Source organism: Acidobacteriota bacterium (genome assembly GCA_009861545.1).
Lineage (GTDB): Bacteria > Acidobacteriota > Vicinamibacteria > Vicinamibacterales > UBA8438 > WTFV01.
The window spans coordinates 1-24,579 of sequence record VXME01000033.1 but is presented as its reverse complement, the minus strand read 5'-3'; the positions used below and the strand labels follow the sequence as shown (position 1 = coordinate 24,579).

21 protein-coding genes are annotated in these 24,579 nt (G+C 69.4%); 16 read left to right on the top strand and 5 right to left on the bottom strand.

Annotation, left to right across the window (positions count from 1 at the left end):
- Positions 1-261 precede the first annotated feature (261 nt).
- The 4 genes from dusB (at position 262) to F4X11_04780 (ending at position 5,162) form a co-directional block, all read left to right on the top strand.
- A complete protein-coding gene (dusB, locus tag F4X11_04795) occupies positions 262-1,320 on the top strand; it encodes a tRNA dihydrouridine synthase DusB (GenBank protein ID MYN64332.1) in 1,059 nt (352 codons plus the stop codon).
- Positions 1,307-1,825 carry an 8-oxo-dGTP diphosphatase gene (locus F4X11_04790; protein ID MYN64331.1) on the top strand — a complete coding sequence of 173 codons (519 nt, stop codon included), beginning with the start codon at positions 1,307-1,309 and terminating at the stop codon, positions 1,823-1,825. The genes dusB and F4X11_04790 overlap by 14 nt, the downstream gene beginning before the upstream one ends.
- 19 nt (positions 1,826-1,844) lie before the next feature.
- The gene (locus tag F4X11_04785) at positions 1,845-3,833 is read left to right on the top strand and encodes a DUF1800 domain-containing protein (GenBank protein MYN64330.1); all 1,989 of its coding nucleotides are present in this window, start codon (positions 1,845-1,847) and stop codon (positions 3,831-3,833) included.
- A gap of 75 nt (positions 3,834-3,908) precedes the next feature.
- The gene (locus F4X11_04780; GenBank protein MYN64329.1) at positions 3,909-5,162 is read left to right on the top strand and encodes a DUF1501 domain-containing protein; all 1,254 of its coding nucleotides are present in this window, start codon (positions 3,909-3,911) and stop codon (positions 5,160-5,162) included.
- Positions 5,163-5,165: 3 nt separating this feature from the next.
- On the opposite strand, the gene F4X11_04775 is transcribed toward F4X11_04780, so the two are convergent.
- Positions 5,166-6,527 carry a sigma-54-dependent Fis family transcriptional regulator gene (locus F4X11_04775; protein MYN64328.1) on the bottom strand — a complete coding sequence of 454 codons (1,362 nt, stop codon included), beginning with the start codon at positions 6,525-6,527 and terminating at the stop codon, positions 5,166-5,168.
- 316 nt (positions 6,528-6,843) lie between these two features.
- Between F4X11_04775 and F4X11_04770 the strand changes: the two genes are divergently transcribed.
- Entirely contained in the window at positions 6,844-7,728 is an 885-nt protein-coding gene (locus F4X11_04770; protein ID MYN64327.1) for a FliA/WhiG family RNA polymerase sigma factor, read from the top strand.
- Positions 7,729-7,735: 7 nt separating this feature from the next.
- On the opposite strand, the gene F4X11_04765 is transcribed toward F4X11_04770, so the two are convergent.
- Positions 7,736-9,286 carry a response regulator gene (locus F4X11_04765; protein ID MYN64326.1) on the bottom strand — a complete coding sequence of 517 codons (1,551 nt, stop codon included), beginning with the start codon at positions 9,284-9,286 and terminating at the stop codon, positions 7,736-7,738.
- Between the two features lie 98 nt (positions 9,287-9,384).
- Between F4X11_04765 and F4X11_04760 the strand changes: the two genes are divergently transcribed.
- The 3 genes from F4X11_04760 (at position 9,385) to F4X11_04750 (ending at position 14,179) form a co-directional block, all read left to right on the top strand.
- Positions 9,385-11,835, top strand: a complete 2,451-nt coding sequence (locus F4X11_04760; protein MYN64325.1) for a molybdopterin-dependent oxidoreductase — start codon at positions 9,385-9,387, stop codon at positions 11,833-11,835.
- The gene (locus tag F4X11_04755) at positions 11,832-12,395 is read left to right on the top strand and encodes a 4Fe-4S dicluster domain-containing protein (protein ID MYN64324.1); all 564 of its coding nucleotides are present in this window, start codon (positions 11,832-11,834) and stop codon (positions 12,393-12,395) included. Before F4X11_04760 ends, F4X11_04755 begins: the two co-directional genes overlap by 4 nt.
- Positions 12,396-12,655: 260 nt before the next feature.
- On the top strand, positions 12,656-14,179 hold the full coding sequence (locus F4X11_04750; GenBank protein ID MYN64323.1) for a hypothetical protein: 1,524 nt from the start codon (positions 12,656-12,658) through the stop codon (positions 14,177-14,179).
- Positions 14,180-14,207: 28 nt separating this feature from the next.
- Here the strand turns inward: F4X11_04750 and F4X11_04745 are convergent, their stop codons facing one another.
- On the bottom strand, positions 14,208-14,825 hold the full coding sequence (locus F4X11_04745; protein ID MYN64322.1) for a Uma2 family endonuclease: 618 nt from the start codon (positions 14,823-14,825) through the stop codon (positions 14,208-14,210).
- A 328-nt stretch (positions 14,826-15,153) separates the two neighbouring features.
- On the opposite strand from F4X11_04745, the gene F4X11_04740 reads away from it, so the two are divergent.
- From F4X11_04740 to F4X11_04725, 4 genes are all read left to right on the top strand, one after another.
- Positions 15,154-16,236 carry a hypothetical protein gene (locus F4X11_04740; GenBank protein MYN64321.1) on the top strand — a complete coding sequence of 361 codons (1,083 nt, stop codon included), beginning with the start codon at positions 15,154-15,156 and terminating at the stop codon, positions 16,234-16,236.
- Between the two features lie 119 nt (positions 16,237-16,355).
- Positions 16,356-16,604, top strand: coding sequence for a DUF433 domain-containing protein (locus tag F4X11_04735; protein MYN64320.1), 249 nt, complete (start codon positions 16,356-16,358; stop codon positions 16,602-16,604).
- A gap of 93 nt (positions 16,605-16,697) precedes the next feature.
- Positions 16,698-17,246: a VanZ family protein gene (locus tag F4X11_04730; GenBank protein ID MYN64319.1), complete on the top strand. Its 549-nt coding sequence runs from the start codon at positions 16,698-16,700 to the stop codon at positions 17,244-17,246.
- 59 nt (positions 17,247-17,305) lie between these two features.
- Positions 17,306-17,545, top strand: coding sequence for a DUF2191 domain-containing protein (locus F4X11_04725; GenBank protein ID MYN64318.1), 240 nt, complete (start codon positions 17,306-17,308; stop codon positions 17,543-17,545).
- 262 nt (positions 17,546-17,807) lie between these two features.
- Here the strand turns inward: F4X11_04725 and F4X11_04720 are convergent, their stop codons facing one another.
- On the bottom strand, positions 17,808-19,532 hold the full coding sequence (locus F4X11_04720; protein MYN64317.1) for a TonB family protein: 1,725 nt from the start codon (positions 19,530-19,532) through the stop codon (positions 17,808-17,810).
- Between the two features lie 342 nt (positions 19,533-19,874).
- On the opposite strand from F4X11_04720, the gene F4X11_04715 reads away from it, so the two are divergent.
- The 4 genes from F4X11_04715 (at position 19,875) to F4X11_04700 (ending at position 24,187) form a co-directional block, all read left to right on the top strand.
- The gene (locus F4X11_04715; GenBank protein ID MYN64316.1) at positions 19,875-20,225 is read left to right on the top strand and encodes a PadR family transcriptional regulator; all 351 of its coding nucleotides are present in this window, start codon (positions 19,875-19,877) and stop codon (positions 20,223-20,225) included.
- A gap of 106 nt (positions 20,226-20,331) precedes the next feature.
- Positions 20,332-22,929: an ABC transporter permease gene (locus tag F4X11_04710; GenBank protein MYN64315.1), complete on the top strand. Its 2,598-nt coding sequence runs from the start codon at positions 20,332-20,334 to the stop codon at positions 22,927-22,929.
- Positions 22,930-23,006: 77 nt separating this feature from the next.
- On the top strand, positions 23,007-23,342 hold the full coding sequence (locus F4X11_04705; GenBank protein ID MYN64314.1) for a PadR family transcriptional regulator: 336 nt from the start codon (positions 23,007-23,009) through the stop codon (positions 23,340-23,342).
- Positions 23,339-24,187, top strand: coding sequence for a hypothetical protein (locus F4X11_04700; protein MYN64313.1), 849 nt, complete (start codon positions 23,339-23,341; stop codon positions 24,185-24,187). Before F4X11_04705 ends, F4X11_04700 begins: the two co-directional genes overlap by 4 nt.
- A gap of 43 nt (positions 24,188-24,230) precedes the next feature.
- Here F4X11_04700 and F4X11_04695 read toward each other — a convergent pair.
- Positions 24,231-24,579, bottom strand: a 349-nt coding sequence (locus tag F4X11_04695) for an FtsX-like permease family protein (GenBank protein ID MYN64312.1), incomplete at its 5' end; no start/stop codon positions are given.

Genomic DNA, 24,579 nt, shown 5'->3' with positions numbered 1-24,579 from the left:
GTCGTCGTTCCCGGCATTCGGCGCTCGGAAGCGGGGTCCCGGCAGCGGCTGCCGCGGGCCCCGCTTCTCCTTCCTGCCCCCCTGCGACCTCTTGGCACGTCGGCGCCGCTGCGCTGCTTTCTGCGGCGCAAGGTCCTAGCGCCCCGAAACGCCTCGCAGGCTCGGCGTCTCGGCCCATCCCCCCCGCTCCATGACCTTGCGCCCCAGAGCTCCGCTTCGCTGCGTTCTGCGGCGCAACGTCCTAGAATGGATCCAGCGCTCATGAGAATCGGATCCGTTTCGCTCGATCATCGCTACGCTCTGGCCCCCATGGCGGGCATGACCGACACCGCCTTTCGCCGCCTCGTGAAGGCGCGCGGCGGGTGCGGGCTCGTGGTCACCGAGATGGTCAGCTCCGAGGGGCTCGTGCGCGGTATCGACCGCACGCTCGAGTACGCCGAGTACACCGAAGCGGAGCGACCCGTGTCGATCCAGATCTTCGGCGGCGATCCCGGCAAGATGGCTGCGGCCGCCCAGATCGTCGAGGCGATGCAGGCGGACATCGTCGACGTCAACATGGGCTGCCCGGTTCCGAAGATCGCGAAGCACAACGCCGGGTGCAGCCTGATGCGCGAGCCTGCGCACGCCGCACGCATCGTGCGGGCGATGACCGACGCGGTGGACATCCCGGTAACGGTCAAGATGCGGGCCGGTTGGGACGACGGCAGCATCAACGCGCCGTCGATGGCGCGCAGGATGGAGGACGCGGGGGCCGCGGCCGTGGCGGTACACGGGCGCACCGCCAGGCAGTCCTACAGCGGGGAATCCGACTGGGAATTGATTCGGACGGTCGCCGAGCAGGTGGCGGTCCCCGTGCTGGGCAGCGGCGATTGCGTGACCCCCGAGCAGATGGTCGACCGCGCCCGCGCCGGTGTGGCCGGCGTTCTGGTCGGGCGCGGCGCGCTGCGCAATCCCTGGATTTTCCAGCAGGCCGCCGTGCTGGCCGCGGATGGATCCGTGCCCGAGGTGTCGCTCGAGGAGCGCGGGCGCTTCCTCCTCGACTACATCGATCTGCTGATGCGCGAGGGCGTCGACGAGTCGCGCGGATTCCGTCATCAGGCGCCCGGGACGGCCCCGCCCCGGGCGCGCCGCGCGCGGCCCCCGCGCAGCCGCGAACGGTGGGTCGTCAACAAGCTGCGGGCGCTCGGCTCCTGGTACACGAAGGGGCTGTACGGCGGCTCGCAGTTGCGGACGGCCATCAATCAGGCGGAGTCCGTCCAGGCTCTGCAGAGCATCATCGCGATGCACTTCCTGGAGCCGGCTGGCGATGCCGTCGCCTGAACGAGGCACGCCGGTCCGTCGCGTACGCGAAATCGACTGGACGTGCTGGCGCGCGGTCGATCCGGCGACGCTCGTCTTCGTGGTCAAGGACCGGCGCATCCTGCTGATCCGCAAGAAGCGGGGGCTCGGGGCCGGCAAGATCAACGGGCCGGGCGGACGACTGGAGGCAGGCGAATCGTTCGACGCATGCGCGGTCCGCGAGGTGCGCGAGGAGCTGGGCGTCACGCCGCTCCATCTGGAGAAGCGGGGGCAGCACAGCTTCCAGTTCGTGGACGGCTACTCGACGTTCGTGCACGTCTTCCGCGCGGCGGATCTGGCCGGCACGCCCATCGAGACGGACGAGGCCGAGCCGTTCTGGTTCGACGTCGACGCCATTCCGTTCGACGAAATGTGGGAGGACGATCGCCTTTGGCTGCCGCTCGTCATCGACGGCCGGCGGTTCGCCGGGCGCTGGGTCTTCGACGGCGACCGCATGCTCGATTACACGCTGGACGTGCTGCCGTAGCGGCGCCCAGCCCGTCGCGATGCGCCGTGTTCGGCCCCAACTCCCACCGCCCCAGGCGTCTTCGCCACGGCACTTCGCTTCGTTGCGTGCTGCGGGGCACACTCCCGGCCCGACAGTTGGCGAAGCGTACACGGTGACGTATCATGCGAGTCTCTGCGCCCGGAGGCCTGGTTGCGGCCGGGCTCGGCAAGACCGGAGGAACACCGTGGCACGACAGATACTCTTGGCGGCACTCCTGCTGACGGTCGGCGCGGCTCCCGGCGGGGCCGCCGGCGAGGGCGCCGGGCCAGCCTCGTGGCAGAACGACCTCGCGCCGATCGCCGCCGGAGAATGGGACCGCCAGAAGGCGGCCCACCTGCTGGAGCGCGCAGGTTTCGGCGGGACCCCGGCCGAGGTGGAGCACCTGGCCGGAATGACGCCGGCCGCCGCGGTGGAGTGGCTGGTCGACTACCAGCGGCAGCCCGACACGCTCGGGTCGTTCGACGCTTCTCCCATCTGGGATCCGGGCATGGACCCGTTCCCGAAGAGCCGGGCCGAGGCGGTCCGCATCGGGCGGGAGCAGGGCGAGGCGATGGGCGTGGCGGTCCTGCCGGAAGGCGAGTCGCGCCGCCTGCAACCGGTGGTGAACAAGTTCTTCTACGGGCTGCGCGCCAACGCCATCGAGACCCAGCGCCTCGCGACCTGGTGGGGCGAGCGGATGCTGGCCACGACGCGCCCGCTCGAGGAGAAGCTGACGCTCTTCTGGCACGGGCACTTCGCGACCGGCAACACGAAGGTCCGCGACACGCGGATGATGCTGCAGCAGAACGAGATGTTGCGCGCCAACGCCAACGGGAGCTTCGAGGACCTGCTGATGGGCATCCTCACGGACCCGGCGATGCTCGTGTATCTGGACAACGGCGAGAACGTCAAGGATCATCCGAACGAGAACTTCGGCCGCGAGCTGCTGGAGCTGTTCAGCCTCGGCGTCGGCAACTACACCGAGCAGGACATTCGCGAGGGAGCGCGCGCGTTCACCGGCTGGACCAACGACGTCCTGGCGTTCGAGTTCGACGCCGAGCAGCACGACTTCGGGGAGAAGACGTTCCTCGGGCAAACCGGTCCGTTCGACGGCGGCGACATCATCCGGATCATCCTGGAGCAGCCGGCCGCAGCCGAGTTCGTGAGCGGCAAGCTCTACCGGTACTTCGTCCGCGAAGAGCTCGCCGAGTCGGTCCGGACCGAGCTGGCGGCGACGTTGCGCGACGCCGACTACGGCCTGAAGCCGCTGCTGACGAAGATCTTCCTCTCCAGGGACTTCTACAGCCCGCCGTCGTACGCCACCCAGATCAAGAGCCCGGCGCACCTCGTGGTGTCCACCTACCGCAAGCTGGGGCTGACGGAGCTGCCGACGATTCCCGACTTCAACCGCCTCGTCGCCGGCCTCGGACAGACGCTGTTCAATCCGCCGAACGTGGCGGGGTGGGCCGGCGGCCGGACCTGGGTCACGCCGGCGACGCTCCTCCAGCGCGGCAACCTCTTCCGCGACGTGCTGTATCCCGACACCGACGGGTTCTGGGCGCCCGACCGCGTCGTGCCGGGCATCTACCGGCAGGTGGAGGAGCGCCTCGCCCGCGGCATGAACATCACGGCGGCGACGCAGCAGGGGGATGCCGAGTCGAGCCGGCTCGTGGATCGCGACGAGGACTACAACACGCGCTACGGCGGGTACATGGGCTACCTGATGGCGTTCGAGAAGCTGCATCCGATCCCGCGGCGGGTCGCCGACCTGGACATGGTTCGGCTTCTGTCGGACGCGGGGGTGGCGGAGTCCGGGGCGGTCGTCGACCACCTGATTCGCCGTTTCCTGCGCGTCGAGCTGAGCGGCGCGGACCGCGCCGTGCTCGTCGATTTCCTGCGCGACGAGCTCGGGAGCGACCGCATCGAGTCGGATACGCCGCAGACCGAAGCGGCGTTGCGCGCACTGCTCTATCTGATTCTGAGCACGCCGGAGTATCAACTGGCCTGATTGCGAGAGCAGTTGAAGGGCCGAAGCGACACGCGGGCGGCTCGCCGTCGAAGCCGCGGGAGTTGGGGGACAACGATGGCTCGATTCAAGTGTGGATGTTCGCGACGTGAATTCCTGGTCAAGGGCATGTACGGCCTGGGCGTCGGCGCGACGCTGCCGATGCTGCTCAACCGGACCTCGGCCGCGCTGGCGGCCAGGGCGCTAGAGGGCACGAGCATGGAGACCAGCCCGGAGCGCATCCTCGTGGTGGTGGAGCTCTCCGGCGGCAACGACGGCCTGAACACGGTGGTGCCCTTCGCCGACGACGCGTACTACCGCGCCCGGCCGACCATCGGCATTCCCCGGTCCGAGGTGATCGAGATCGAGGACGGCTACGGGTTCCACCCGTCGCTGGTCGGTTTCGAGCGCCTGTACAAGGACGGCGAAATGGCCGTCGTGCACGGCTGCGGCTACGACAACCCGAGCCTGTCGCACTTCTCGTCGATGGGTTGCTGGCACACCGGCGTGCCCAACGGCGGCGAGACGCTGGGCTGGCTCGGGCGGCTGGCCGACGGCGCCTACGACCACGACGCGCAGGGCAACCGCATCGTGAACATCGGGACCCGACAGTCGCTCGCGGTCCGCAGCCGCCACCACTCGCCGCTCGTGTTCAACGATCCCCGCACCTTCCGCCGCGAGGGCGCCGAGAGCGAGAAGAACGCGCTCGCGAGCATGGCCGCCGACGGCGCGCGGGGCAACGCGACCCTGGAGTTCCTGGCCGGCACGGCGCAGAATGCGGCGGAGAGTTCCGAGTTCGTGCGGCAGGCCGCTGCTTCGTACCGGACGCCGGTCGACTACGGCATCGGCGGGTTGTCAGGGCAGTTGCGGCAGGTGGCCTCGCTGATCCACGCCGAGATGCCGACGCGCATCTACTACGTCGCGTACCAGGGCAACTCGTTCGACACGCACGTGCACCAGGCGGACCCGCATGCGCGGCTCCTGGCCTACACCGCCGACGCCGTGCGCGGCTTCACGCAGGACCTGAAGCGGATCGGCCGGGCGGACGACGTGGCGATCGTGATGTTCACCGAGTTCGGGCGCCGCGTCGAGGAGAACGGCAGCCTCGGCACCGATCATGGCACCGCGACGCCGATGTTCGTCGTCGGCAACCACGTGCAGGGCGGGCTCTACGGCACGCATCCGAGCCTGACCGCGCTCGACGACGGCAACCTGATCAAGACCACCGACTTCCGCCGCGTCTACGCGACGATGATCGAGGAGTGGTTGAAGTTCGACGATGCCCCGGCCGTGCTGAAGGGATCGTTCGACTCGCTCGGGGTCTTTGCATAGCGCTCACGGCCAGCGTTTCGTCTTCTCGATCAGGGTCGTGCGCTTCAGGCCGAGGAGTTGCGCGGCACGTTGCTTGTTGCCCCCTGTACGCTCGAGCGCCGAGCCGATCAACGCGCGCTCGATCCGCTGCAGGTGGTCCTGCAGGTCCAGCCCCGTCTCCGGGAGGGAGATGGCCGCGTCCAGCGGTCCTTCGACCGCGGCCTGTATCTCGCTCGGCAGGTCGGTCGTCTCGATGTGGGACCGGCCCGGGCTCAGGGCCAGCGCACGCTCGACGGCGTTCTCGAGCTGCCGCACGTTGCCCGGCCACTGGAACGCCATCATGCGCCGCATCGCGTTCTGCGACACGACGACACCGCGCCGCGGCGGCGTCTGCGCCGTTCCAATGCGCTCGACGAAGTCCTGCACGAGCAGCGGAATGTCCTCGCGGCGGTCCCGCAGCGGCGGCAGATGCAGAGGAATCACGTTCAGTCGGTAGTACAGGTCCTCCCGGAAGTGGCCCTCCTCGACCAGGCGGACGAGATCGCTGTTCGTCGCGGCGATCACCCGAACGTCGACGCGCCGCGTTTCGTTGCCGCCGACGCGCTCGAACTCGCGCTCCTGCAGGGCGCGCAGCAGCTTGGCCTGCAGGCTCGTGCTCATCGTGCCGATCTCGTCCAGGAACAGCGTCCCGCGATGCGCCTGCTCGAGCCGCCCCGGCCGACTGGTGAAAGCGCCGGTGAACGCGCCCCGCACGTGGCCGAACAACTCGGCCTCGAGCAGCGCGTCGGGGATGGCGCCGCAGTTGATCGCCACGAAGTGCTGATGGCGGCGCGGGCTGTTGTGGTGGATGGCGCGGGCGACGAGCTCCTTGCCCGTGCCGGTCTCGCCGGTGATCAGAATGGTGCTCGTCGTGGCGGCCACGGTCTCGAGGAGCTGGAAGAGATCCCGCATCGGCCGGCTCCGTCCGACGATGCCCTCGAACCGGTAGCGTTCCTGGAGCTGTGAGCGGAGGTACTCGTTCTCGGACTTCAGCCGCCGCTGCTCCAGCGCCGTCGAGAGGATGTGCAGCAGATGGTCGAACGGGAACGGCTTCATGACGAAGTCGGTCGCGCCACGCTTGATGGCGGATACCGCGTCCTGCACCGTGCCGTAGCCGGTGACGATCACGGCGACGATCTCCGGGTAGCGCTCGAGTGCGAGCTCGACGACTTCGGCGCCGTCGATGCCCGGCAGACGCAGGTCGGTGATGAGGATGTCGAAGGCGAACTCGGCCAGCAGGTCCCGCGCCGCTTCCCCGCTCTCGGCCTCCGTTACGTGATAGCCGTGCTCGACGAGCCGCTCGGCGGTCGCCTCGCGCAGGGGCGCCTCGTCCTCGACGAGGAGCAGGTGCCTTTCTTGTTCTGCCACGGTGGTCCAGCTCGCCGGGGGAAGTGTCGGTATTCTGACGCTCGGTGCGGCGGTGGTCAAGACGCAGACCCCTCGAGAACAGCCTGTTTCCTGGTCGATCGGCGCGCCTGCTGCGTCGTCGGCCGACCCGTGGGTCAGCCGATGTCAAGGCATTGACGGTCGGCCGCGATCAGCCGTCAACCCAATGACGGTCCGGCCGCCGCCCGCACGCCGCAGAAGAAACACCCCGCGGTCATGTCGGGACATAACCCACTGACAAGACTGGGTTTACAGGTGCGCACGAAGGCACGCGTCCATGCGGTTTCGTGTTGGCACGGTCATTGCCATTGAACCGGGCATGGAGAACAACACGCGCACCAAGACACAGCAGGAGCGCATCGAGGCGGGTGTGCCGTTCGTCGGCGCGATGGCTCGGCGCCTGGCCGCCTCGATGCCGCACTCGATCGATCTCGGCGATCTGGTTCAGGACGGGATGCTCGGCCTGATCGACGCGGTGGAGCGATTCGACGAGGGACGGGGCATCAAGTTCGAGACGTTCGCCGAGCGGCGCGTGCGCGGCGCGATGATCGACGCCCTGCGTCGCGGCGCCTGGCCGCGCGGAATCCGCCGCGTGCGGCGTGAGCTCGAGGCCGCGCGCGAGAAGCTGCGGAACGACCTCGGCGGCGAGCCGTCGCTGGCCGACCTCGCGAATCACATCGGGACGGACGAAGCGGCGCTCGGCCGCACGATCAACCGGATCAACATCATCGAGTCGACCTCGCCGCTGGCGACCGCCGATAGCATCGAAGGCATGGATCTGCCGCCGGTGCTGACGCCGCCCGAATCGCCGACCCCCGACAAGGTCTGCGAGGAGACGGAGGTCAACGACCGCGTGCGCGCGGCGATTGCCGCTCTGCCGGATCGTGAACGCAGGATCATCGGTCTCTACTACTACAGCGATGCGACGATGAAGGAGATTGGCGCCGAGATCGGCGTCAACGAGTCGCGCGTCTCCCAGCTCCACGCACGAGCGATCCGGAAGCTGCGTGCGCAGCTCGCGCCCGACCTGGCCCCGGAGCAGTTCAAGGGGACGCTGGCCGCTGCCGGAAACCGGACGCTTCCGCGCGCGCGTCCGAAGATGAGGATGGCAAAGGCAGACCTCCGGCAGCCGGCGGTCCGGCCCGCCGCCGCCGCGCCCTGACCGCCCGTCAGGCGCTGACCTCGCGCGCCACCTGCAGGAGATCGGCCAGGCGAAACGGCTTCCGCAGCCAGCGGCAGCCGCTCTCCTCCAGGAACGCTTCGGCATCGGCCGTGACCACGTCGCCGGTCACGAATACGATCCGTCGCGCGAGCGACGGCACCGTGCCGGCGACCGCCCGGTAGAATGCCTGTCCGTCCAGCCGCGGCATCTTCAGGTCGCAGATCACCAGGTCGTACGTCCGGGTCCGTGCCTGTTCGAGCGCCTTTTGACCATCCGGGGCGCCGTCGACCAGGAATCCTGCATCCTTCAGGGCATCGCGCACGGCTTCTGCGAGCGCGGGCTCGTGCTCGACCAGGAGCACCGCGGAGCCTCGTCCGACAACCGGTTGCTCCCGCGGTGGGGAGGTCGCCCCGGGCCGCGGCAGCCCGGTGCTGGTCGGGAGCCGCACGTAGAACGAGGCGCCGCGCCCCGGGGCCGACTGCATATCGAGCTTGCCGCCGTGATCCTCGACAATCCGGCTCGCGACCGTCAGGCCGAGCCCCGTTCCCGTCCCGGCCGACTTCGTCGTGAAGAAGGCGTCGAAGATGCGTGGCCGTACATCGTCCGGAATGCCCGGACCGTCGTCGTTGATCTCCAGGACCACGCACCCGCCGGCGGCCTCGTGCCACGTGCGGACGATGAGGGTGCCGCGTCCGCTCGCCGACAGCATGGCCTGCTCGGCGTTGATGACCAGGTTCAGAAGTACCTGCTTGAGCTGATGCGCATCGGCGAACACCTGCGGGAGGCCCGTCGCCAGGGCGTCGATCGTGGTGATGTTGGAGACCCGTTGGTCGTACGTCCGGAGTGACAGCGTCTCGCGTACTACCAGGTTCAGGTCCACCATGCCGCGCGTCGTGTGGTGCTTGCGCGAGAACGTCAGCAGATTGCGGACGATTTTCGCGGCGCGTTCGGATTCGCTCAGAATGGTCGCGATGCCGCGCCGGGTCAGCGCGTCGACCGAGCGCCCGGCGAGGCGTTCCGACCAGGTCAGAATCGTGGCGAGCGGATTGTTCAGCTCGTGCGCCACGCCGGATACGGTCTGGCCGAGCGCCGCCAGCTTCTCGTACTGCAGCAGCTCGTGGTACACGCCGCGGCCATGATCCTCCATCTTGCGCCGCTCGCTCACGTCGCGCAGCAGCGCCCCGACGCGAGCCGGCTCGGGCACGCCCGGAACGGCAAGGTGTGCGTTGACCTCGACCCAGATCGGTTTGTCGTCGGCCCGCCGCAACCGGAGCAGGTAGTCGGTCACGGCGCCGTCGCGCGTCAGCCGCTGCACGAAGGTCCGCCGAGCCTCGGGATGCACGAACCGGTCGCCGTCGAAGGGGCGGACCTCGTTCTTGTCGACCTCCGGCGGGAAGCCGAACATCAGTTTCAAGTGGGGATTGGCGCCGAGAGTGACGCCCTCCCCCCGGAGCGGAAGCGTGCCGAGATAGATGCCCTCGTGCGTGGTCTCGAACAGCTCGGCGAGCGCGGCGTGCAGATCGGGGGGAAACGTGTGTCGGGCGGCGCTGAACGACACCGCCGATTATAGCAACCGCAACACGACCCCGGACGCGCAGTCTCCGAAGGATCCCGGCGGCGAGTTGCGTTCTCGACGAAACGCTATAAGATGCCTCCATGCAGTCGCGGCGGAGCTTCCTGAAGTGGAGCGCCCTCGTGGGCGGCGCGTCGGCCCTCGGCGGCGGCGGTCTGCTCCTGTCCCGCTATCCGACCGGCGGGGCGCCCGCCGGCGTCTCCGGCGCGGGGGCCGCCGCGGCAGCGGCGGCCGGCACCCGCATCGTCCGCACCGCGAACACCCCGGAGTGCCTCCACTGCGCGCTGCTGGCCCACGTCGAGGACGGCCGTCTGGTCAAGGTGACCGGCGATCCGGACTTCAACATCCTCGCCTGCGCCCGCGGCATCTCCCGCATCCGCCAGCTCTACAGCCCCCATCGGCTCAAGTACCCGATGCGCCGGGCGGGCCGGCGGGGCGAGGACCGCTGGGAACGGATCACCTGGGAGGAGGCGCTCGACACCATCGCCGAGCGCTACCAGCGGATCCTCGAGGAGGACGGCAACCAGGCGTTCCTGGCCTTCGGCGGGACCGGCAACTGGTCGTCGCTGTCGACGGGCGTCCGGGGCCTCTACTCGGCCTTCTGGAACCGCTTCGGCGGCAACACGCCGATCATCTCGCAGCTCTGCTGCGCCTCGGTCAGTTCGGGGTTCAACGCCATCTTCGGGGGCGGACGGTCGGAGTTCCGCGACGAGTGGGTCCACAGCCGCTTCTTCCTGGCCTGGGGCAACAACCCGGCGGTCTCGAACCAGGGCTACATGAAGAACCTCTTCCAGGCCCGGGAAGAGCACGGCGCACGGCTGATTACCATCGACCCGCGGCTGAGCGAGACGGCGGCCCTGTCGGACCGCTGGATACAGATCCGGCCGGGCACCGACGCCGCCTACGCCCTCGGCATGGTCAAGGTGCTGCTCGACGAAGGGCTCTTCGACGAGGAGTACGTCCGGCGGTTCACCAACGCGCCGTTCCTGGTCCGCCTCGGCGAGCGCGGCTGCGACCTGCAGGCCGAGTCGCGGGGCTGGCCGGCGGGCGGCGAGACGCTGCCGGTCGATTTGCGTGACCTGCGGCTGTTGACCGACGGCGGCAGCGGGCCGGGTAGCTTCGTCGTCTGGGACGAGATCGGCGGCCGGCCGGTTGCCCCCGACACGCCGGGGATACGGCCCGCCCTGCGCGGCGACTACACGGTCGGCGGCGTCCGCTACCAGCCCGTCTTCGAATGGATGCGCGCCATCGCCGCGCGCTACACCCCTGAAGTGGTGCACCGCATCACCGGCGCCCCGGCCGATTCGGTCGCCCCGGTCACGCGGGAGTATGCGGCCGTCAGGCCCGCCGCGATCATCCAGAACATGGCCGGCGCGCAGCGCACCGACCACGGCACGCTGACGGTCATCGGCCACCTCTACCTGGCCTCGCTCACCGGCAACATCGGGATGCTGGGCGGCGGCGTCAACGACAACGGCGGCTACCTGCGGCAGGGCGGGAACATCAACTATCCGGTGCCGGTCCAGCGCAACGAGCCCATCGCCGGCATTCCCGCCACCAAGCTCGGGGAGTACCTGGTCGAGCGCAAGCCGCATCCGATCCGGGCCATCCACGTGGCGGGGACGGGCGTGCTGACGCAGTACCCCAACACGCGGAAGATCATTGCCGGGCTCGACAACATCGATCTGATGGTCGTGCAGGACATCTTCATGACCACCACGGCGCGCTACGCCGACTTCGTCCTGCCGGTGACCACGCTCTTCGAGACCCGGAATCTGCTGGCCGGCGTCCGCAGCCGCTACATCCAGCTCATGCAGCAGGCGATAGAGCCGCTGTTCGAATCGCGCCCGGACCGCTGGATCCTGACCGAGCTGGCCAGGCGGCTCGGCTTCGGCGACGACTTCGACAAGCCGGACGACGACCTGCTGCGGCACGTGCTGGAGCCGACCGGGGTGAGCCTCGAGCAGCTCGAGGAGGGCCCGATCAATCCCATGCCGGACCCGTGGGTCCCGTTCGCCGACAAGAAGTTCGACACGCCGTCGGGGCGCATCGAGTTCTTCTCGACGTATCTGCAGGAGCGGGGCTTCGACCCGCTGCTCGAGTACCTGCATCCGGTGGAGGCGCCGTGGGTGGATGAAACGCGGGCCGCGCGATACCCGCTGCAGCTCATCAACCGCAAGAACCACAACCACGTCAACTCCAGCTTCCACCACCACGACTTCCTGACCGAGATCTGGGCCAGCCAGGTGCTGCAGATCCATCCCGACGACGCGACGCCGCGCGGCATCGAGGAAGGGGCCCGCATCCGCGTCTTCAACGACCGCGGCGAGATCGAGGCGATGGCGCACGTGACCCGCGGCATCCTGCGCGGGGTGGTGAGCGTGACCACCGGCTGGGGCGGCGTGAACGAGAAGCAGACGGCCAGCATCCTGAGCCCCGACAAGTACGAGCCGATCTCGCTGGGACACACGCTGAACTCGTCGATGGTCGAGGTCGCCGGCGGGGATGGGGCATCCCGGGGGGACGCGGCATGAGCGGCCCGAAAAAGCAGGTGGCGTTCTTCTTCGACGCGAACCGCTGCACCGGCTGCCGCACGTGCGAGGTCGCCTGCAAGGTCGAGAACGGGGTCGAGCTGGGTCCGCGCTGGCGCAAGGTGCGGACGGTGGAGGGCGACCAGGACGGCGGGCCCTACATGTACCACGTCTCGATGTCGTGCAATCACTGCGAGGTCCCCGTCTGCGCCGAGGCCTGCCCGTCCGGCGCCATCACGAAGCGGGACGACGGCATCGTCATCGTCGACGAGAGCAAGTGCATCGGCGCCCGTCTCTGCGCCTGGGCGTGTCCCTACGACGCGCCGCAGTTCAGCGAAGAGACCGGCAAGATGGAGAAGTGCAACTTCTGCTCGCACCGCATCGACGCCGGCACCGGCGGACCCGCGTGCGCCGAGGCGTGCCCGACCAAGGCGCTGCAGTGGGGCACGCTGGACGAAGTGGCCGCCAAGCCGGGCGCCATGGCCGAGTTCGGCCCGCTGCCCGACGCGGAGATCACCAAGCCGGCGATCCGCTTCATCCCGCTCAAGCTCGTCGGCTCCTGACCCGCGCGCCGCATGGAGACGCGCGACTGGTCGCTCGTGTTCTTCACGGTCCTGACGCAGGCGGCGGTGGGCGCATTCCTTACGCTGCGGGTGCTGGAGTACCTGTCGGCGCGGCGGGGAGGTTCCGATGCCGGTCGAGAGTCTGACCGCGCCCCGCTTCTCGCGGTTCTCGCGGTACTGTCGGCCGGGTTGTTCGCGGCCCTCTTTCATCTCTCCACTCCGCTGCAGGCGGCGCGGGCCGTCGTGAACTTCTCGTCGTCCTGGCTGAGCCGCGAGATCGTCTTCGGGAGCCTCTTCGCGGCGCTGTTGAGTGCGGTCGTGGCGCAGGAGTGGCGCGCGGCCTATTCGGGGGCAGTGAGTTCGGCGCAAGAGCGGCGCGCGGCGAATCCGGCGCCAGCCGGTCCGCCATCAGCGAATCCGGCCAGGGGGCGGCGCGAGACCGGTCCGGAGCCGGCGAATCCGACGCCCGCGAATCCAGCGCTCGCGACGTGGCTGCCCCGACTCGCCGCCGTGGCGGGCCTGGCGTTTCTCGGCTGCCAGATCGCCATCTACCTGCTGCCGGCCCAGCCGGCCTGGAACAGCTTCGCGACGCCCGCCGGGTTCGGGGGCACGGCGCTGCGGCTGGGCATCCTCGGCGTGGCCGCCGGGTTGGCGGCGCAGCGCCTCACGCTGACAGGCGACGCTCTGTCGGGAAGAGATCCCGTGACCAGCCGCGGGACGCCGGCGGCGACCCTGCGGGGACTCGCGCTGGCCGGCATCGCGGCGCTGGCGCTGGAGTTCGTTGTCGTGCCGCTCCACCTCTCCTCGCTGGCCGCCAATCCCTTGCCGGCCGCGGCGGCGAGCGTGCAGAGATTGACCGGCGACTACGGCGGCATCCTCCTGCTGCGGCTGGGACTGCTGGGCGCGGCCGCCGCGGCACTCGGTGGTGTTCTTGCGAGCATTCGCAGAGCCGGGGGATCTTCCGGGTCCTCCGGGTACTCGCCCCATCCTCTGGCTTCCGCTCTCACGTGCGGCGCGTTCGGCCTCACCACGGCGTCGGAGGTGTGTGGGCGCTTCCTCTTCTACGCCATGCAGGTGAGGGTCGGCATTTGACCGCCCCCGCGCCGGACGAAGCGCGGACGATACCGGCCGAATGGCGGCGGCGGCAGCAGGAGCAGGCCCTCGCCTACCACTTCCTCGGCCGGTGCTTCTACGAGGCGCCGCGCCCCGAGTGGCTGGCCGCCTTCGCGGGGGACCGGCTGTTCGAAGCCTGGCCCTTCCCGTCCGGCGACGACAGAACCGCCGCGGGGCTCGTGTTGCTGACCGAGTTCTGCCACGGCTGGAATCCGGCGCAGCTCGACGCGCTGACGTGGGATTTCAACCGGCTCTTCGTGGGGCCGGGCGAGATGCTGGCCGCACCCTGGGAGTCGGTCTATCGCAGCAAGACTAAGCTCACCTTCCAGGAGTCGACCCTGCAGGTCCGGGAGCTCTACAAGCGGTTCGGCGTGCAGGCGCCGGCGATGCACCGCGAGCCGGACGATCACCTGGGGCTGGAGCTGGCGTTCGTGGCGACGCTGTCGGACCTGGCCGCTCAGGCCGCAGCCGCGGGCGACGCATCTCAACTTGGGAGATGCTTCGAAACCCAGAAGGATTTCCTGCGGGACCACGTGCTTGCCTGGGCTCCCACCTGTCTCGCGCTCGTGGACAAGCACGCCGAGACCGGCTACTACCGCGGCGCGGCGCTTCTTGCGCTGGGGTCGCTTGCGGAATCGGCGCGTCTGTGCGGCGCCACGACGTCTGGTTGACACCAGGAGCAGCCTGCGGCGAAGTGTGTCACTTCGCGTCGAACACGCTCGCCACGTCGAGCGGGCAGTCGCGCAGGCAGACGGAATCGGTCTGCTGTCCCCTCCGGAACACGCCATGTTCAACGTAGGCGGTCCCTCGCAGCACGAGCACCGTCACCGTCTCGTCGAGTGGATTGACGATCCAGTACTCGGGAATCCCCGCTTCCGCGTAGTCCAGCCGCTTGTCCTGCGTGTCGCGGCCAGGGTCGTCGGGACTGACGACCTCGATCACCAGGTCGGCGCCCGTCCAGAAGTCGTTGCCTCGGCGTGGATCGTTCGCGTCGAGCACGAGCAGCAGATCCGGCTCCCGGAACTTTCCGTCGCGAATACGCAGCCGCAACGGGGCAAAGAGCACCGTACCGCCGAGCTCCTGTGCACGCGGAAACAGAGCCAGCAACAGAAACCGCACGATGACCTGATGCTGGTCCGTCGGCATGGGCAGGATATCGAGATGGCCGTCCGTGAACTCGAGCAGCCGCCGGGAGCGCTGCGTCAACTGCAGGTACCGCGCCTCGGTCCACGGCTCCCGCCGCGCCGATCGGTCGATTGACTCGCCGTCGCCCGGCGTGAGAGGCCGCCATTCGTCCGGGTGTGCCGCAGGTCTCATGGTGTCGGCCCCGTTCGGTAGATCCGGCGAACCGCTTCTCGAGTATCGGTAGCCGCGATTCGGCCTGTCAAGCGCCGACGTGGCGCGAGCCCTTCCGCCCCGTTCGACTCGGGAATGCCATTCGTCTCCCCGGGGGTGTAGGTGCATTGAATGCACAGCAGTTGGCGCGTGGTGTCCAGCCTCCACCCTGAATCGAGCCGCGTTCCACGTTTCTTCACACCAACCAAACCACTTTGTCTCAATGAGTTGGCAATTGACCAGCCGTTGGCATCCGCCGTGCAATGCGTAGCGCCGTGCGGCGCGCCCGCCCCACGAACGGAGGACCGACATGCACACGGAACATCCCTCGTCGCGCCTCGCCACGCGGGTCCCTTGCCGCTCTGAGTACGACGCGGCGTCTCGCCACGGACCGCTCGTGTTGCTGGCGGCACTCACCGTCGCCATGACGACGGCGACCACGTCGACGCTCGCTTCCGCACCGTCCGGCGCGGCGGTCTCGTGCACGCAGCCGGTCGCGACGGTCTCGTCCAGGCAGGCCGGCACGGCGACCGCGCACGCTGGGGAACCGCACGCCCACCGGAACGACAACGACAAGGACATCGACCGGTTCATGGAGCGCGTGCTCGCCCGGCGGGACGCCGCACCGTGGCGGCGGCTGGGCGACTTCGTCCTGCGAGAGACCTCCTCTTTCGAGCTCGACGCTCCGCCGGACAGTCGACTCTCCAGCTTTCGACGCGTGCGCGAGTACGAGTGGTACGTCCGCGAAGGAACGGCCGTGCGCAGCCCGGTGCGAGTAGATGGTCTCGGCATCGACGACGCGACGCGGCGCGGCTACGAACGGTCCTGGCTGCGCGAGGAAGAGCGGCGGCGCACCGAGTTGCTGACGGGTGATGATACGCGTGGTACCGAGACCCAGGAGCTGGTCGACCAGGGAGACCCCGAGCCCCGCTTCGTCACCGACTTCTTCTACTTCCTGGAGTGGACGCTGGAACCGGGCGAGTACTACTTCGTCGGCCGCGAGACCGTCGCGGGCCGCGAGGTCGTGCGCATCGAGTTCTACCCGACCGGCGCCTTCTGGAAGGAGGCCGGCGAGCGGATCAATCGGGGGATCGTCAAGACGTCGATGGTAACGCTGTGGGTGGATCCCGAGATTCACCAGATAGTGCAGTACGCCTTCGAGAACGCCGGGCTCGACTTCCTTCGGTTCCGATGGCTCGTGCGGTCCGACGGCCTGCAGGCGGTGATGGAGCTGGCGCCCGTCCGCGGCGTCTGGATGCCGGCGCGGATGACCCTGTCGGGGCGGGCCACGACCGCACTCGGCGAGTATGCCGCGACGTTCACGCAGGAGTTCTTCGACTACCGGCAGGCGGATACGGGAGCCCGGCTCGGCGATTCGGGGAGCGTCCCATGATCCCCGTGCGTCGAGAGGGAGGGGATCCGCCGGCCCACGTTCCACACGCCGGTGACATGGTCCGAGCTCGCGGGGCCCGGTAGTACAGTATCGAATTGCTGAAGAAGGAGTCGGAGCGCATGGACAACTCGGAACTACTGAAGCGGATCTCCGCTCGGCCGGACGTGTTCGGCGGAAAGCCCATCGTCCGGAACATGCGCCTGTCGGTGGAGACGATTCTGAGCCTGCTGGCGCAGGGAGCGAGCTCGGAGGAAATCCTGGACGACTACCCGAAGCTCGAACAGGACGACATCCGAGCGTGCATCGCCTACGCGCACGCGGTGATCGCGGGTGACACGCTCGCCGCGGTCTCGGTGGAGCGGCGGTGAGGTTCCTGGTCGACTGCTGCGCCGGCCGCCGCTTGGCGGAATGGTTGCGGAACCGGCGAGGGAGAATGCAGTCCAGACTGTAAAGGGCTCTCCTTGTCGCTCTTCGCATCCGAACGCGAACGGCGCCTCTGGGCCTGGACGCTGGCCGTCGTGGTGGCAATCTACTCCACCCTCGGCTTGGCGCGGACGTTGTTCGACCTGCTCGGTCACCTCAACCTGGGCGTCGGCCTCTTCCTGGCCTGCTGCCTCCTGGTCGTGGCGACGGCGGTGACGCAGGGGCTCAGGGTGCGGCCGGGGGGAGCCGAGCTCGCCGTGGCGCTGGGGGTCCTGGCCGCCTACCTCCTGGTCTTCGTCCGCATGTCGATCCCGACCGAGCGCTCTCACCTCATCGAGTACGGCGTGGTCGCCCTGTTCATCCACGAAGCCCTCACGGAGCGGGCGCGCCACGGCCGCCGCGTCCCCGCGCCGGCGCTGCTGGCAGTATTGGCGGCGACGCTGATCGGGGTGATCGATGAGTGCATCCAGTTGACGCTGCCCAGCCGCGTGTTCGACCCGATCGACATGCTGTTCAACCTCCTGGCGGCGGTCATGGCGGTGACGGCCAGCTCGGCGCTGCGGTGGGCGCGACAGCGCGATGGGTAACGGCCGCGCCTCGAGCCATTCGTTGGCATATTGATGCACATGAGACATGCTTATGCATCATGCGGACCACCATTCGACTGGCGAACAGTCTCCTGCGGGAAGCAAAGCGGGAGGCGGCCAGGTGCGGCATGACGCTGACGGCGATCATCAAGGAGTCGCTACGCGCCCGACTGGCTCGAACGATCGCCGAACCGCGCACGCGCGTCCGCCTCACGACTACCGGCCGGGGTGGCCTGCGTCCGGGAATCGATCTGGATGACTCGGCATCCCTGCTCGACGTGGTGGACGGCGTGGAGTGATCCTTCCCGACGTCAACGTGCTCGTCTACGCGCACCGGGAAGACACGCGCGCGATCATCGAGCCTATCGCGACTGGCTGGAAACGACTGCCAACGCCGACGCCGCCTTCGGACTGAGCGATTCCGGTGGCGACATCCCCTGAAGTCGTGACGTCCGTGGTCATCGGTCAGTTCTGCGGGCGCGACGAGGATCCTCGAGGTGCCCTCTCTCTCAACGGTCACCGGCCGGCGGCGGATCGAACCGAGCATGCCGGCGTCGCGGACTACGGGCGAAAGGTCACGTTGATGGTCATCCGCGTGTCGACCGGCACCTCGTGCAGCAGCGTCGGCTCGTAGCGCCAGCCGCCGACCGCCTCCACCGCCGAGCGGGCCAGGTCGGGGTACACCGTCGTCATCGTCTCCGGGTCCACCGGGGCCAGAATCTGCAGCACCTCGACGGTCCCGTCGGTCCTGATCAGCGCTTCCAGAACGATCTTGCCCTCGAACCCGCTGCCGCGCACTGATGCGGGGTAGACGGGGGCTACGTCCCGGATCTTGATCGGTGGCGCGATGGTTCCGCCCCGGGTCCGGTTCTGCCGGTATCGCTCCCGCGTGGCGGCGCTGATCGTCCTGGCCGCGGTCAGCGACTCACCCGTGTCCGTCACCACGATGGTCTCCTCGACGGAGCCGAGGCGGAGCACCAGCTCTTCTTCGATCTGCTCGCCCCCTTCGAGCGAGAACCGTCGAAACAGCCTCTCGAAGCCCGGCGTCCTCACCACGAGGCTGTACTCCGACGGTTCCAGCTCGGCGAACTCGAAGCGGCCGGCGTCGTCGCCGGTCACCCGCAGTTGCTCGGCGGTTGCGCGGTTGGTGAGCGTCAGGCCGGGGTTCTGCACGACGTGCCCGGCTTGGTCGACGACGTTGCCGGCGATCCGGGACGTCTGCGCGGCGACCTGCAGGCCGGCAACGACGATCGAGGCCAGCACAATCGAGCCCAGGCTCGAGAAGCGGGCGAAGCGCGTCAGCGGACGCCGATTCGTGTGCGAATTCAACATGGCGGACAACCTCCGTTCCAGGTTTGACGGACGCGCCATCGCCGGCGCCGGCAACCACGTCCGCCGTTGTTTCCGAACCTCTCTCGCGAGTTCGACGAGCTGTGTCGCGCAGGTGGTGGCCGGAACGCCCTGCGCCAGCACCAGGTCGTCGGCCGCCTGCTCGCTTTCGCGGCGCAGCCGGGCTCGGACCAACCATGCCAGCGGGTTGAACCACCAGACGCAGCGCAGCGCTTCGGCCGCCATCTGCAGCAGCCAGTCGCCGCGGCGCGCGTGGGCAAGCTCGTGCAGCAGCACGACGCGCATGCGCTCCGGCGACCACTCGAACGCCCCCGACGGCAGCATGACCGCCGGCCGCCGCCAGCCCCACGTCGCCGCCAACCCCGGACGCGGACCCACCAGCAGGTCGACGCCGCGTCTCACCTCGCACGACCGCGCGAGGTCGCCGCACAGCCGATGCCACGGCCCGTCCGTCACACGACACGACGCCGCGCGGAGCCAGCGAAGCCTGGCCAGCCCGACCAGGAGCACCATGGTGCTGCCCACCGCGCCCACCAGCCAGATCGCCACCGCCCACCGGCCGACCCCGGCAGCGAACGCCGTGCGAGCTACCGCGGGTCGAGGTCGGCCGGGCCGGAATCCGCCGGGCTCCGACCCACGCGCGGCTCCGGGCGAACCGGGACCTGCCGGCCCTGCGAACGGGACCAGGGGGCGCAGCGGGAGCGCCTCGAACAGCGGCCCGGCACTCCAGGCGAGCAGCTCCACCGGCGCCACCCGCACCACCGGCGGCATCGGCAGGACGTGGAGCGCGGGCGCCGCGCACGCCGACAGGACGCCAACGGCCAGCACCCAGTGCCGCGCGGACGCCGACCGCGCGCGGAGGCAGCGGGCGCCGGCCAGCGTCAGGAACAGGATCGCCGACACCTTGACGGTCAACGCGGCCAGCAGGCTCGTCACAGTTCCTCCCGCTCCCCGCTCGCGTCGTTTCCGTCCGGCCTGTTGCCGCTTGGCGCCTCCGCGGAGCCACCGGCGCTCCCTTGCGCCGTTTGCGCGCCGGCGACGATCTGTCGCTCGCGACGCGACGGCCGGCCGTGCGACGGCGCCCGCATGCGCATCGGAGTTCGACCGGCGCGACCGTGCGCCAGCGGCCCGCACGCCGTTATTTTTTTAGCCACAGGCTATTAAAGTAGCACGTCGGATCACGTCTGTCAAAACGGCCGGCCCCTCGAACGCGGAATCTCGGCGCGCCGCCTTCTTCTTGTTGACATCCGACAGGGACTGCCCGCATACTCATGTGCGATGACCATAGGAAAGGGGCGGGCCGACGTCCTCCAGGGCACGTTGGATCTGATGGTGCTGAAGACCCTGGCCGTGCTCGGGCCACAGCACGGGTACGGCATCGCGCGGCGGATCGAGCAGATCAGCGACGACGTGCTGCAACTCAACGAAGGCACGGTCTACGCGTCGTTGTTGCGACTCCGGCAGCAGCGCTGGATCGCGGCCAGTTGGGGGCGCTCGGAGAACAACCGCCGCGCCCGGTTCTACACGATCACCGCCGCGGGCCGTCGTCAGCTCGCCGCCCAGACGGAAGACTGGGAGCGCATCGCCGGGGTCATGGCGCGGCTCCTGCGCTTGTCGGAGGACGCGTGAGCCTCAACCGATGACCCTGTGCCGACGGGTCGTCGCACTCGCCTCCCGCCTGCGGGATCTGCGTGATCGCCGCCGCCTCGAGGGGGAGGCGGAGCAGGAGCTCGAGATGCACGTCGAGCTCCTCACCAGCCAGTACGTCCGTGCCGGGATTGCGCCCGGCGAGGCCCGCCGGATGGCCCGCGTGAAGTTCGGCGGGGTTGGCCAGATCAAGGAATCACTCAGAGATCAGGCGGGGTTTCCGATGCTTGAATCGATCATCGAGGACGTGCGGTACGCGGTGCGGGGCATCCTGAAGAACCCGGGATTCGTCCTGGTCGTCGTCCTCACGCTGGGCGTGGGGATCGGCGCGAACACGGCGATCTTCTCGGTCGTCAACACGGTCCTGCTCGAACCGTTGCCCTACCCGGAGCCGAGCCGGCTCGTCGTCCTCCAGACCACCGGACCCCAGCGCTCGTTTCCCATCGCCTCGCCCACCAAGTTCAACGTGTGGCGCGAGCACGCCGGCGCCTTGCAGGACGTCTCCGCGTACCTGTTCAACACCGCCAACCTGACCGGCGGCGAGCCGGAGCAGATCGTGGCCGGATCCGTCACGGCCGATTTTTTCCGGCTGTTCGGCGCCACAACCGTGGCGGGCCGCACCTTCTCCGCCGACGAGGACCGCCCGAACGGCGGACGCGTCGTGGTGCTCGGCCACGGGTTCTGGCAGCGCCGCTTCGGCGGGGCGGCGGACATCGTGGGCGGGACGCTGCCCATCGGCGGCGACGCCCACAACGTGCTCGGGGTCCTCGGCCCCTTCGACACGGAAGCGCTACAGGGACCGGAAGGCGCGCCCGACGTGTACCTGCCGTTCCGCATCGATCCGAACAGCGCGATGAACGGCCACTTCTTCCGCGCCGTCGGACGGCTCGCGCCGGGCGCGAGCGTCGAGTCGGCCACGGCGGGGCTGCAGCCTGCGGCCGAGACGTTCCGGCAGCGCTTCCCGGACGTCCTGACACCGAACCAGTCGTTCGGCGTGCGGTCGTTCCCGGACCTCGTGGTCGGCAACGTGCGGTCGTCGCTCTGGATCCTGATGGCGGCCGTCAGCCTCGTGCTGCTCATCGCCTGTGCGAACGTGGCGAACCTGCTGCTGGTTCGCGCCGCCGCGCGGAAGCGCGAGCTGGCGGTGCGCGCGGCGCTCGGGGCGGGGCGGTTCCGCATCGCCCGCCAGCTTCTCACCGAAGGGCTGGTGCTGTCTGCCGCGGGAGGCGTGCTGGGGCTGGGCGTCGGCATGCTCGGCATCCGCCTGCTTCTCGCCGTCAACCCCGGCAACATCCCGCGCATCGGTCCCGCCGGCGCCGGGGTCGACCTCGACTGGCGCGTGCTCGCCTTCACCGTCGCGCTGTCGCTGGCGACGAGCCTGGTGTTCGGCACGCTCCCCGCCTTGCGCGCCTCGCGGACGGACCTGACGCAGACGCTCAAGGAGAGCGGCAGCCGCACCGGCAGCGGGTTCCGCCAGCAGCGGGCCCGCGCCCTGCTCGTTGTCAGCGAGGTCGGGCTCGCGCTGGTGCTGCTGGTCGGCGCGGCCCTCTTCATCCGGACATTCTTCAACCTGCGCGCCGTCGACCCCGGGTTCGACGCACGGCGGGTGCTGACGATGAACATGTCGCTGGGCGGCGGCCGGTTCGACGCCTCGGGGGCGATCGGCGACGTGATGCGGGCGGGACGCGAACGGTTGACGGCCCTGCCCGGCGTCGAGGCGGCCGCCGCGGCGTGCTGCATCCCCCTGCGGGGTGGGCTCGGCCTGCCGTTCGTCATCGAGGGCCTTCCCCTCGAGGGGCCGTTCCACGGCGGGGGGGCATTCACGCCGATCTCGGCCGGCTACTTCGAGGCCTTCGGCATCCCCCTCGTGCGTGGCCGCGCGCTGACCGATCGGGACGATGGCGGGGCTGCACCGGTGGTCGTCATCAACGAGTCGATGGCGCGGCAGTTCTGGCCCGACGGCGACCCGCTCGCCGATCGCATCACCATCGCGAAGGGGAGACCGGTGGTCGGCGGCCCGACCCGGCAGGTCGTCGGCATCGTCGGGGACGTGCGGGACGGGCGCCTCGACGTCGAGCCCCGCCCCACGATGTACGTGCCTTGGGCGCAGGTCCCCGATGCGCACAACGCCAACCTCGTGAGCATGTTCCCCCTCTCGTGGATCGTGCGCACCCGAGGCGCGCCGCAAGCCCTCGGCGAGACGATTCGGGACGAGCTGCGGGTCGCGAGCGGCGGGATTCCCGTGGCGGGGCTCCTGAGCATGGAGGCCGTCGTGTCGCGATCGACGGCGCGCTCGGACTTCCTCATGCTCCTGCTGACCATCTTCGCCGGTGCCGCGCTGGTGCTGGCCGCCATCGGCATCTACGGGCTGAGCGCGTACTCGGTCGAGCAGCGGACGCAGGAGATCGGCATCCGCCTCGCGATGGGCGCCGACTCGGACCGGGTGCGCAACCTGGTGATCCGGCAGGGCATGGCGGTGGCGCTGGTCGGCGTCGCGCTCGGCATCGCCTCGGCGTACGGCCTCAGCCGCCTGGTCGCCGGCTTCCTCTTCGAGGTCGCGCCGCGGGATCCGGTGGTCTTCGCCGCGGTGCCGCTGCTGCTGGCCGCGGTCGCGCTGGCGGGCGTGTGGCTCCCGGCGCGGCGGGCCGCACGGGTCGAGCCGGCGGCGGCGCTGCGCCTGGAATGACGCGCGGCCGCCTTTGACGAAAGGTGCAGTCGGCAATTCGCTTGCATCATCCGTATTTCTTCATTAAAATAAAAGAAATGGCGGGCCGACCCTACCTGGGAAACTTCGAGCTGATGGTGCTGCTGGCGGTCATCCGGCTGGATGATGCTGCGTACGGGGTCACGATCTCGCGCACGCTCGAGGTCGGCACCGGCCGCGAGGTCGCGATAGGCAGCGTCTACGCGGCGCTGGAGCGCTTGCAGGACAAGGGCCTGGTCACGTCCCGGCTCGGAGAGCCCACGCCGGAACGCGGGGGCCGCGCGAAGCGGTACTTCCGCGTGACGCCGGATGGCGTGCGCGAGGCCCGCTCCACACGGGAGGCGCTGTCCGTGCTCTGGGAAGGCCTGCCGCAACTGGAAGGCGGACGTGCATGAGACCACCCCGATTGGCAACATGGCTCCTGGGCCGGCTGGAGGACGCCAGCAGCCCGCTGGTGGGCGACTTGTATGAAGAGTGGCAAAACGGTCGGTCAGCGCGGTGGTTCTGGAGGCAGACGATGAGCGTACTGGGTGGACGTGCTGCAAGATACGTTGCGGAACATCGGCCGCTGGCGTTCCTGGGCCTGGTGGCCATCGGTCTCTACTGGCTCGGGACGCATGTACCCGTGCCCGGCGTGAACACCGACGCGCTCGCACCCGTGACCCGACACGGCGCGCTCGGGCTCTACGACCTCTTCACCGGCGGCAACCTCGGAGGAGGCACGATCTTCGCGCTCGGCATCATGCCCTACGTCACGGCACTGTGCATCGCCTATCTCGCGACCGCGCTCGGATTCGCGCGTGGCCGGGGCGCCCCCGGGCGCCGGACGATGGCATGGTCCGTGCGGGGTGTCGCGCTGATGCTGGGTGTCGCGCAGGCGACAGGGATCGCGATCTGGCTGGAACAGCAGACCGTCGTCCCGGAGGGGTTGCCGCTCGTGGCCGAGCCCGGCTGGAGTTTCAGACTCACCCTCGTCCTGTCCGTCACCGCGATCACCGCGTGTCTCATCTGGCTGAGCGATGAGATCAGCAGGCGTGGAATTGGTTGGGGCGTCTCGCTGCTGTTCTTCGCGGGGCTGGTGGCCGGCCTGCCGGCTGCCGTGCCCGCCATCCTGGAACAGTTGCGAGCCGGGTACATCGGGCCCGCCGATCTCGCGGCATTCGGCGCGGGCCTGCTCGTACTCTCGTCGCTCGTCGTGCTCGTCGATCCAGCCCGGCGGCGCAACGCCCACGCTGGATGAGCAGCGGCGAGCACGCAACAGGCGCCGGCGCGTCCAGTTGTCGTCACTCGGCCCGCAGAGCGGTCATCGGATCAATCCGCGCGGCGCGGCGCGCCGGTAGATATCCCGCGGTCACACAGGCGGCGAGCAGCGCCCCGCAGGCTGCGGCCCAGGTCACGACGTCCAGCGCGCCCACGCCGAAGAGCACGGATGCCATCATCCGTCTGGCGCCGGCCGCGGCCGCGAGCCCGAGCGCAATGCCGGCCGCCGCCGGTTGCAGCGCCGTCCGCATCGCCAGGCCCGCGACCGCCCACGGTCCGGCGCCGAGCGCCGCGCGGATGGCGAGCTCGAGCTCGCGTTTGGTAGCGGCAAGATGAAAAGGGACCCCGCGGCAATCTGAAAAGGGACCCCCT